The organism is Candidatus Zixiibacteriota bacterium (genome assembly GCA_014728145.1).
GTDB lineage: Bacteria > Zixibacteria > MSB-5A5 > JAABVY01 > JAABVY01 > WJMC01.
Genome location: WJMC01000179.1, coordinates 1 through 10,998, shown reverse-complemented (window position 1 = coordinate 10,998; position 10,998 = coordinate 1). Strand labels below are relative to the sequence as shown.

At 48.6% G+C, this 10,998-nt stretch carries 9 protein-coding genes; all 9 read left to right on the top strand.

The window, feature by feature from the left end:
• Nucleotides 1-1,417: PDZ domain-containing protein (locus GF404_10550; GenBank protein ID MBD3382620.1), on the top strand; the 1,417-nt coding region annotated here is incomplete at its 5' end.
• On the top strand, nt 1,407-1,556 hold the full coding sequence (locus GF404_10545) for a hypothetical protein (GenBank protein ID MBD3382619.1): 150 nt from the start codon (nt 1,407-1,409) through the stop codon (nt 1,554-1,556). The genes GF404_10550 and GF404_10545, both read left to right, overlap by 11 nt.
• An 87-nt stretch (nt 1,557-1,643) precedes the next feature.
• Entirely contained in the window at nt 1,644-2,318 is a 675-nt protein-coding gene (locus tag GF404_10540; protein ID MBD3382618.1) for an HAD-IB family phosphatase, read from the top strand.
• Nucleotides 2,319-2,322: 4 nt separating this feature from the next.
• On the top strand, nt 2,323-4,827 hold the full coding sequence (locus tag GF404_10535; GenBank protein MBD3382617.1) for an NTP transferase domain-containing protein: 2,505 nt from the start codon (nt 2,323-2,325) through the stop codon (nt 4,825-4,827).
• A 216-nt stretch (nt 4,828-5,043) separates the two neighbouring features.
• Complete coding sequence (locus GF404_10530; GenBank protein ID MBD3382616.1) at nt 5,044-6,675, top strand: hypothetical protein; 1,632 nt, start codon at nt 5,044-5,046, stop codon at nt 6,673-6,675.
• A gap of 3 nt (nt 6,676-6,678) precedes the next feature.
• Nucleotides 6,679-7,902: a hypothetical protein gene (locus tag GF404_10525; protein MBD3382615.1), complete on the top strand. Its 1,224-nt coding sequence runs from the start codon at nt 6,679-6,681 to the stop codon at nt 7,900-7,902.
• Nucleotides 7,903-7,918: 16 nt separating this feature from the next.
• Nucleotides 7,919-9,019, top strand: coding sequence for an aminotransferase class I/II-fold pyridoxal phosphate-dependent enzyme (locus GF404_10520; GenBank protein ID MBD3382614.1), 1,101 nt, complete (start codon nt 7,919-7,921; stop codon nt 9,017-9,019).
• A gap of 24 nt (nt 9,020-9,043) precedes the next feature.
• The gene (locus GF404_10515; protein MBD3382613.1) at nt 9,044-10,354 is read left to right on the top strand and encodes an oligosaccharide flippase family protein; all 1,311 of its coding nucleotides are present in this window, start codon (nt 9,044-9,046) and stop codon (nt 10,352-10,354) included.
• Nucleotides 10,351-10,998, top strand: a 648-nt coding sequence (locus tag GF404_10510) for a glycosyltransferase (protein ID MBD3382612.1), incomplete at its 3' end; no start/stop codon positions are given. The genes GF404_10515 and GF404_10510, both read left to right, overlap by 4 nt.

Sequence of the window (10,998 nt, the reverse complement as noted above, 5' to 3'; positions counted from 1 at the left end):
TTATATTCCACCCCGTCAGTATCATTACTATGAAGAGGAGAGTCAGGGTGAGTTTCATGGAATCGGGGTAGAGATTACCGTTCGCGACGGACTTTTAACGGTCGTTTCACCTATTGCCGGTTCACCGGCCGACGAGGCCGGCTTACGCTCGGGTGACCAGATTACTATGATCGATGACGTCGATGCTACCACTCTCGACCCGAATGATGCTATTGACTATATACGCGGTGCGTCCGGTACAGAAGTCGAATTACGAATCAGGAGACCGGGTTTGGATGAGGAGTTCGCGGTGAAGATCGAGAGATCTGCAATCCAGCTCCATTCGGTCGATTTTTCAGGTATGATCGACTCTCTGGGCTATGTCCGCCTGACTCGGTTTTCGCTGAACAGTTTCAACGAACTGGCTAATTCGCTCGATTCTCTCAGGCGAGAGGGTATGCGCGGCCTGATTCTCGACCTGCGTGGAAACCCTGGAGGTTTTTTGGAGATTGCGGTAGCAATCACGGGGCTTTTTATACCGGAGGGAGAATTGATAGTATCAACCCGCGGGCGTTCTTTCACCGAGAATTTCGAAATTACGAACTTCGTAGAGGGACAGTATGCCGATATTCCGATGGCTGTCTTGATAAACGGCGGATCGGCCTCGGCTTCCGAGATTTTATCCGGGGCACTGCAGGATTACGACCGCGCCGTTGTAATCGGCGATACGACTTTCGGCAAGGGGCTGGTGCAGAATATGGCGTCGCTTCCCGATGGCGGGGCATTCAGGATTACTGTATCGAAGTACTACCTGCCCTCGGGCCGGATAATCCAGAAATTTACAGACAAAGAATGGTCACGCAACGTTTCCTACACCGATGAACAGATCGAGAAAACCTATCGGACACTGGGAGGACGTGAGGTTTACGGCGGTGGAGGAATTGTACCAGATATCGTTGTTACAGAAAAAGAGGCCAATATTTTAGAAACCTGGCTGGTTTACAGCGGATATTACTTCGATTTCGCAGTTGAATACCTGAATGGCAGGCGTGACAGCCTCTCGCTCCCGCTGGACAGCTCCGTAATGGGTGAGTTTCGCGAATATCTCCAATTACACGGATTCGATTATCCATTCGAACTTCAGCAGAAATTCAGAAATGTCGAAGAGGCCGTAGCACGGATCGATTCAAATTTGCTGAAGTCTGAGATTATGCGCTCAACTCACCGGGAGCTCGAGGATGCCCGTGATGAACTGTGGCGTAAAAGCGAAGAACATGTCTTCGAAAATCTGAATCGCATCGTCAGCAACCTGGTATTCTCAAAAACTGAAATGTACCAGAAATACACGCTCCGCCACGATCCGGTCATCAAAAAAGCACGTGAAATCCTGACCGACCAAGATCTCTACAGGCAGATATTGACCCCCGTTGGAAGCTGAACCGATCGGGGCTAAACAGATTTTTGATAAAGACGCCGGAACAGAAGCGTTACCCGGTTGTTATGATTTACCTGAATCAGATGCAATTCCGGCAGGCCAATTCGAAAATTGTCGGCCAGACAAGATCATTTCTGAATGAATATACCCGGCAGGGATAATAAAATTTGGCAAGCTGTACTTTGGTGCTTATATTGCTTCCGAAGCGGGACTAAAGACTGGTAATGAAATGACTGGATATTCTATATTTATCGACTTTGATTTTACGATTACCACCGATGATGTCGGCAATCGTTTTTTTACGTTTTTTTCGGATGGTGAAAACGAGCCTGTGGTCAAGCGCTGGCTCGACCGCGAGGTGTCGTCTTACACCTGCCTTACCGAGGAAGCCCGTCTGTGCCGTGGTGACTATGACGCTTTTGTGGATTATGTCGACAGGTTCGAAATCGATTCGGGATTTGAAAGACTTATCCACTATTGTAATAGCCACAACCTGCCGATGTATATTCTTAGTGACGGGCTGGATTTTTATATCAAACATATCCTGAATAAGTATGGTTTTGGAAACGTCCCCTTTTTTTCTAACCGCGCCGTGTTTACAGGGGATGGCCTTGAGATCGAGCTTCCGTACTATTCCGAAGACTGTCCCGAGTGCGGAAACTGCAAGGGTAATCGTATCCGCGAACTCAAGCGTCCGGATGATCGTGTAATATATATCGGAGACGGTTTTTCTGATATCTGCGGAGTGCGCGAGGCGGATCTGATCTTCGCCAAGGACGATCTGGCCAAGCACCTGAAGCAAAATGGAAACAAGTTTTATGAATATGATAATCTTTCCCAGGTGGTGACAGGTCTCGAAAGGATAATCGGGACTGATTACAGGGAAGTAAAGTTACGAGGTTAAGATCATGAAAGCGATCATAATGGCCGGAGGATTTGGAACACGCTTGAGGCCTCTCACTCTGGGGGTGCCGAAACCAATGGTGCCGATGTGTAACAAACCTATGATGGAACATGTTGTTAACCTGCTCAAGAAACATGGGTTCGATCATATCCTGTCACTTTTGTATTTCCAGCCGGAAGCTATTACGGACTACTTTGGAGACGGCAAGGATTTCGGTGTGAAAATGGAGTATAAGCTGGCAGAGGATGATTTCGGCACGGCAGGATCGGTGCGCAATGCCTACGAGGATTTCTTCGAAGGCGAACGGATCCTGATCATCTCCGGCGATGTATTGACGGATTTCGATCTGTCCAGTGTGATCGAGTTTCACGAGAAGAGGCAGGCCGATGCCAGCATGGTTTTGACCCAGATGGAAAACCCGCTTTCCTATGGCGTTGTTATCACCGATAATGATGACAAGATAGTCCGATTTCTCGAAAAGCCGACCTGGGGGGAGGTCTTTTCAGACAAGATCAATACCGGGATTTATGTCCTCGAACCGGGAGTGACCGAACAGATCCCCAACAAAACTTTCTATGATTTCTCCGGCGACCTGTTTCCAAAGATGCTCAGCGAAAAGCAAAAACTTTACGGGTGCAATATCCATGGCTACTGGCGCGATGTTGGTAATATCTCCGAATATGTCAGCGCTCACCAGGATATTCTCAAGGGCGAAGTTTCGATCGATGTCGGATACAATATCTTAAAACATGAGAAATCGATACTCTGGATCGGCAAAAACATCCAGGTCGATGATTCCGTGAAATATGAAAATGTGGTGGCGCTGGGCGACAATGTTACCATCGAACCGGATGCCGAGATTTCCAATACTGTAATTGGAGACAACTGCATTATCGGTGCCAAGTCAAAGATCTCTAATTCCGTGATCTGGCACGACACCGTGGTCAGCGAGCAGGCTGAAATCAACCAGGCGCTTATCCTCAACGACTGCCGGCTGGGAGCGAAGGTTCATATTGACGAAAACGCGATCATTTCCGAATCCGTGCAGATCGGAGATGAGGTCGATATCAGGCCCAATGTCAAGGTCTGGCCCAAAAAGGAGATTGAAAACGGAGCCGTGGTTTCGACCAGTCTTGTCTGGGGAGAAAAATGGAACCGCGAACTGTTCACCGATGCCAAGGTGACCGGTTTGGGCAACCTCGAGTTGACTCCTGAATTTGCCGCCAAGCTGGGGGCCGCCTACGGCGCTATGCTTGGGCCCGGATCTTCGGTTATATTGTCGAGGGATGTCTCGCATTCTTCTCGTATGCTTCAGCGCGCATTCGGTGCCGGCTTGATTTCGGCCGGGGTCAATGTCAAAGATCTTCAGACTCTGCCGATCCCGGTGGTGCGTTTTGAGCTTTCCACCGGACGCCATTCGGGTGGAACACATTTCCGTCAGACACCCTATAAAGCCAAGATGCAGGATATGATTTTCTTCGGCGACGACGGGCTGGATCTGCCGACTTCCAAAACCAAATCGCTGGAACGATTATTTTTACGGGAAGATTTCCGGCGGGCCGATATCGACGAGGTCGGACGAATCGAGTTTCCGGTGCGGGTTCTCGAAGCATACCGTGAAAATTTTATCAAGGCCCTGGATGTCGATACCATCCGCAAGCATAATTTCAAAGTCGTAATAGATTATTCCAACGGCGGAGCGGTGGATATCTTCCCGGCCTTGTTTGGTGAGCTCGGTTGTGAGGTGATCTCTCTGAATGCCTATATCGATCCGAGCCGGGCCACGATGAGTAAAGAAGAAAAACAGATGTCACTGAACACATTGTCGGTAATTGTCAAGTCGCTGAATGCCAATATCGGAATCATGCTCGACAACAATGCCGAGAAAGTGCGCGTAATCGACCGCGAGGGCGAAGAGGTTTCCGACCAGCTAATGCTTCTGATGATGACCGATATGTTTCTGGCCACTAACCAGGCCCATAAGATTGCTGTCCCGATGGTGGCTTCTATGGCGGTCGAGGAAATCGCCTCGCAATACGGGGTCGAGGTCGTGCGCGTGCGCAACGATCATCATGCCATGATGGATGCCAAGTCTCGTATCAATGTCGATTTTGTGGGTGGTACACGTGGCGGATTTATCTTCCCCGGTTTTCAGCTCGGTGCTGACGCCATGTTCGCGGCTGTAAAATTTCTGGAACTGATTGCTCGTTCCGGTCACAGACCAGCCGAGTTACGAAAGAAATTCAAAGACTTGATTATGCTTTCCGAGGATGTACCCTGTCACTGGCGCAAAAAAGGTCAGGTCATGCGTAACCTGATCGAACAGACTGTCGACGAGGACCGGCAACTGGTCGATGGTGTCCGGATCTTGCGCAACGGGAGCTGGGTCCTGGTGGCACCGGATCGTGAAAAAGATCTGTTTCATATCCATGCCGAAGCCCGCGATAAAAATCGTGCCCGCAGTCTCCTGGATGAGTTCAAGAATAAGATCAGCGAGATGCAGAAATAAATCCTGATGCGGTAGACACAGATCTCATCGCATCTTGATGGTCGCGATAAACGAATGTTGATATAATGGATATTCAATCTCACTTTCTCGAAACCAGGCGCTGATTATGCACTATAATTAGGTATAGACCTGTTACACGAGGTCTATTAATTGGCTTGACAAATCCATTGGACAGATTTATCATGCTCCGATTAAGGTCTTGAAATAGTGGGATTTATGAAAAAAAACCTGGCTTTCATCGCACTTCTGATCGTGATCTGCTGGGCCACACTGGCAGTTGCCCAGATGCCTGTCAAAATCGTACCATCAGAGAGCGAAATCTTAGAAAAACGCAAGCAGGAAGCGATCGATCGTGCTAAACAATTTGCCTCTGAACGCGATCTTACCGCCCAGGATCAAATTGTCGATCCAGACGAATACATAGTTGGTCCGGGTGATCAGCTTACCGTGTTTTTCCATGGCGCGTTTTCCCGTGAAGAGCAGATTTTGATTACTCCCGAAGGATCTGTCCTGATTTCAGAGTTCGGGGAAGTCGACCTGGGGCAGATCAGCCTTTCCGAAGCCAAGGATAAAATCCGCGCGGCGCTCAAGAAACGGTATCGCAACGTGGAAATTTCGATCACGCTTTCAAAACTGCGTAAGCTCAAGATTTCAGTCGATGGCGAGGTGAATTATCCCGGTATCTTCACAGTTTCTTCGATGGATCGTGTGACTGAAGCTCTCAAGCTTGCGGGAGGCCTTGAAAACCGTGCTTCCGAACGCAATATCCGGCTGTTCCGGGGTGATTCACTGATCAACGTTGATGTCCTTTTGTATGCCCGTAGCGGTCAAGCCAACAGCAATCCATACTTGATTGAGGGTGACAAAATTGTAGTGCCACCAAAATACAGGGATATCGGGCTGGTGGAGATCTACGGAGCAGTTAAGTTTCCGGGCGAATATGAATATGCCGAGGGCGACCGTCTGCGCGAATTGATTCTTCTGGGAGGTGGATTGACTGTCGATGCCGACCCATCGTCGGCGGTTCTCGTCAGGATCGATCCGCTTACCGATTCGACGATCAGGATGGCGATCGATCTCGAGGGTGTCCTTTTAGATCCGGACTCACCCCGCAATCTGGAATTGAATGTAGATGACAGGTTGTTTATCAGGTCCTATCCAAATTTCCATGCCAAGGCGCAGGTCATTCTCGATGGCGAAGTCAGGTATCCGGGTGTTTACGCGATTAAAGAAGACACCACTACCTTGACCGAGGTGATCGCTATGGCTGGCGGTTTTACCCCGCAGGCTTCCCTGGATGAGGCGGAGATGTTCAGGGCAGGTTATTCCGCTATCGAGGATACCGAGCTCGATCGCAGAATCAAGCTGTCATCGGAAGAACAGATTTCAGATTTTGAACGCGAGTACCTGATCCAGAAGAGCGATCCCAAGCAGGGAAGAGTGTCAGTCGATTTCAAGGCATTGTTTATTGACAATATAATGACTCAGGATGTTGTCCTGCGGGATGGTGACAGGGTAGTTATTCCGAAATATTCAAATACAGTCAGAATACTTGGACGGGTTGTCAAACCCGGTTTGATATCATATCGTGAATCAGCCGATATCGACTACTACATAGAAAAAGCGGGGGGCTTCAGTACCGGCGCTGATAAAGGCGGTGTCAGGATTATCAAAAGCGGTTCCGGTTCGATCCTGAAACCGTCCTCAAAAAACCAAATCGAAGTCGGTGATGAAATACTTGTGCCGAGGGATCGTCCTACAGACTGGTGGGAGGTCACAAAAGATGTGGGGCTGTTTCTGGCCAATCTCGCCACAGTCTATTACGTAGTCGACAGGATTATTGATTAGACCATGGAAAAAAATAAAAACCTGTTTGTAAGCATCATGCGTTCGGTGATTATCCATCGCAGGCGGATAATCATCAATACCTTTGTTGTCTCGGTGCTGGCTGTCGTGCTGGTATTGGTTTTACCTCACTGGTATCGTGCCACGGTGGTTCTATTGCCACCGGAGAAGTCCGACAATTTCAGCGAACTGGCAATGTCGATGGGGCTGAAGAGCGCCATGTTATCCGGGGGCGGGTTCGCATTGCCGGTGATGGCTTCTCAATCTGACTTGCTGGCTTCCATTGCCGAAAGCAGGACTGTAGCGGAATATGTTGTCGATTCGCTCAAACTGGTGGAGGTCTTTGACGCTGATGATCGCGATGATGCGGTTAAACACTTTCTGGATAATATCAATGTCCATGTTCGCGCCGACGGAATTATAGAAATCAGCTACGAATCTAAACATCAGGATTTAGTTGCTGATATTACCAATACAATCGCACTTGCCCTCGACAATATCAATCGCCTTCACAAAACCCAGAAAGCCCGTGAGTTAAAGCGCTTCATTAAAGAGGAACTACAGAAAAATGAACGCGAATTGGGGCAGGCGGAAGTCGCATTACAGGAATTTCAGCGCGAGCATAAAGCGATCTCGATCGACAATCAAACCGCCGCCTCTATCCAGGCCGCCGCTGATTTGTACAGCCAGTTGACACTGGAGCAGATCAACTTGAAAGTGATGGAGCACACTCATTCAGCTGATCACCCGGATGTGATAAAACTGCGTTATAAAGTCGAAGAAATTAAGCGCAGGCTGATGCAGATCCAGGAGGGCGTGTCCGGACCCGAGGATTCATCGACAGCTTTTCTGGCGATCCCGTTTAATGAGCTTCCCGAGCTGTCCATTCGCTTCTTACAATTGATGCGTGACTTGAAGCGCGAGGAGTCGCTCCATGAGGTCCTGGTTACTCAATACGAACAGGCCAAAATCATGGAAGCCAAGGACACTCCCACGATCTCTGTTCTGGACTGGGCCAAAATGCCGGATGAGGATGTCAGGCCGCGCGGGGTAATGATCGTCCTGACGGCTTTCTTTCTGAGCGCGATGTTCTCGACTGTCCTGGTTGTCGCCGGTGACCGCTGGAAGGAGTACAGCCACACTAATCCAGAAAACTACCAGGATATCAGTACACTTTTGAAATCCCTGCGCAAAGACCTGTTTGGTTTCAAAAAGAAGCGCAACAGTTAATTCATAAGGAGACATAATGCAGGTTCCCTTGCTCGACTTGAAAAGACAATACCATCAGATAAAAGAAGAGGTGGATCGTGCCGTGGCAGAGGTGCTCGAGGATACGAAATACATCATGGGTCCCCAGGTGCTCAAATTCGAAGATGAGATCGCGGAATATTGCGGAACCAAGTATGCCGTTGGCGTGGCTTCCGGAACCGACGCGTTGTTAATCGCTCTCAGGGCCTGCGGTGTGAATCCGGGTGATGAGGTCATTACTTCGACATTTTCGTTTTTTGCCTCGGCCGGTGTGATCTCCCGCCTGGGCGCAACACCGGTCTTTGTGGATATCGAGGATGAAACTTGTAATTTGAATCCAGATCTTCTTGAACAGGCAATAACAGAGAAGACTAAAGTCGTGATGCCGGTTCATATTTTCGGCCAGTGCGCTGACATGGGTGCAATCACGGAGGTTGCAAAGAAGCATAACCTGATGATTGTCGAAGATTCTGCCCAGGCTATCGGCGCGCGCTACAAAGATAAGATGGCCGGTACCATGGGTGAGTTTGGTTGCTTCTCGTTTTTCCCCTCTAAAAATCTGGGCGGAGCAGGTGATGGTGGAATGATAATCTCCAATTATCTCGACAAACAGACCTTCATGAAGAGTCTGCGAGATCACGGTGCGAATCCAAAATACTATCATTCATACATAGGCTACAACAGCAGGCTGGATACTCTCCAGGCCGCAATTCTCTCAGTCAAACTGAAATATCTCGATCAGTGGACCGAAAAGCGAAGAGCCAATGCCGCTTTCTACGATCAAAAACTGTCAGGTTTGCCGCTCACTCTGCCGAAGGAAAATTCCAATTGTTACCATATCTACAACCAGTACACGATAGCTACTGAGAAGCGCGATGACTTGATTGAGTACCTTAATGACAATGGAGTAGCCTGCGCTATCTATTATCCGGTACCGCTTCATGCCCAGAAATGTTACAGCTATTTGAATTATGATTCCGATGATTTTCCGGTGGCGGAACGTCTCTCCCGGCAGGTGCTTTCGATTCCAATATTCCCCGATCTGACCGATGAAGAAAAAGAGTACGTAGTTCAGAAATTAACTGAATATTTTTCCTAAACGGCTGTGGATCGGGAGCTGTAGATGTTTTTAAAAGACAGCCTCCATACCCTTTTGATTCGGGTATTAAGTTACTCATGCGCATTTTTAGTCCAGATCCTCGTTGCAAATTATCTGGGCGCATCCTCCAAGGGCGAATTGCAGATCGCCATGTTTGCAATGAGCGTGGTGACTGTCATTGTCGGGATGGGGTTCGAACGCGCGATAATATATCATATTGGCAAAAAGCTGTACCCGCTTCAACAGATCTGGTCAAATACACTCGTGTACCTGCTAACCGCGGTGCTGGGCGGGACGATCGTGCTCTTGCCGGTCTTTTACCTGGCACGGCCGATTTTCGGACAGATCGGATTTGGAGTGCTGATTATTGCCTTTTTGCTGGTTCCGTTCGATCGTTTCTTTTCCTTTCAACTGGGTGTTTACAACGGCAGTGGAAAAATCAGAATCGGGAATACTTTTACACTGATCGAGAGCGTTCTCTTCGTCGGGTTTGCAGCGGTGTTCATGATCTGGATTTTGCCCTCGACAGCCGGAGTTTTATGGGCTCATATTGCTGCATTTCTGCTGGCTGGAATATTGTCTGCCGTCTACCTCGCAAAACACTTCAGTTTGGCATTTCGCCCGATGGCGAACGCGCGCTTGATCAAAGACTTTCTGGCGTATGGTGTACAAGGACAAATTGGCAACCTGACCAAGCTGATCGCGACCCGGATAGACCTTTTGCTTTTGAACTACTTCATGGGTAAGTCGTGGGCGGGGATATATTCAGTAGCGATTAATTTCGGCGATATGCTCTTTTTCCTGCCGATAGTATTATCGTATGTCATCTTTCCACATGCTTCGCGGCGGGACCATGCTCAAGGTTGGATACTGATTGGACGGGTAAGCCGAATAAGTTTCGCCTTTACTTTGTTTTCCGCGATCGTGGTGGCGGTGGCGGCACCGATTCTGATTCCGATCTTTTTCCCGCCGGTTTTCATAGCCGCGATCAAACCTCTCTGGATTCTACTGCCCGGGATAGTAATGTTCTCCACTTTCAGAGTGTTGTCATCGGGAATCTCCGGTCTGGGATACCCATTGGTTCAATCCATCTGCACCTCGATAGCGGTGACATCATCGGTTCTGCTCAATCTCTTATTAATTCCACGCTATCAACATCTCGGGGCGGCACTGGCCAGCAGTATCTCATACATACTGGCGCAGGTAATTCTTTTGGCGATTATCAAATTCAAGTTCCGGATGCGTGTGCTCGACTTTATGATTCCTTCCGGGGATGACCTGCGGTTGATCCGGGAGCGTGCCAGGGCTTATCTTAACAGGGGGCAAAAACGATGAAAGCGGTCTTTCTATCCTCGGCGCATAGCTGGCATACTTTGAGATGGTACAATTCTCTGAAGGACAAACTTCAAATAAAAGTCTATTCTCATCGCCGGAATCCAGAACTGGAAAGTGATGACTTCGAGTTCCTCAGGCCGCCTGCCAAAAACAAGCTCTGTTACCTTCTCACTCTAAGCTATCTTAAAAAAGAGTTGAAACGAATTAAACCGGATATCCTGCACGCCCACTACGCCACTAGTTACGGCTTACTGGGAGCCCTCAGCGGACATCATCCATTGATAGTGTCAGTTTGGGGTACTGATATCTTTGAGTTTCCGGAGAAATCCATTCTTCATCGGATGCTGCTCAGGTATGTTTTCAAGAAGGCCGATCGAATTTGCGCAACTTCGCAGAAACTGCTTGCACGCTGTCACCAGCTTTTCCCACAATACGCTGATAAGGTGACGGTTATACCGTTCGGTATCGACCTCGATCTTTTCAGTCCAAAACTGCAAAAAAGAAATGATAGTCTTATCCGAATCGGGACTGCAAAAATACTGTATCACATCTATCAAATTGACAGTCTGATGACAATCTTCGATTCACTCTGTGAAAGATATGATAATATCAGGTTATCGATTGCGGGTGATGGCCCCGAACGA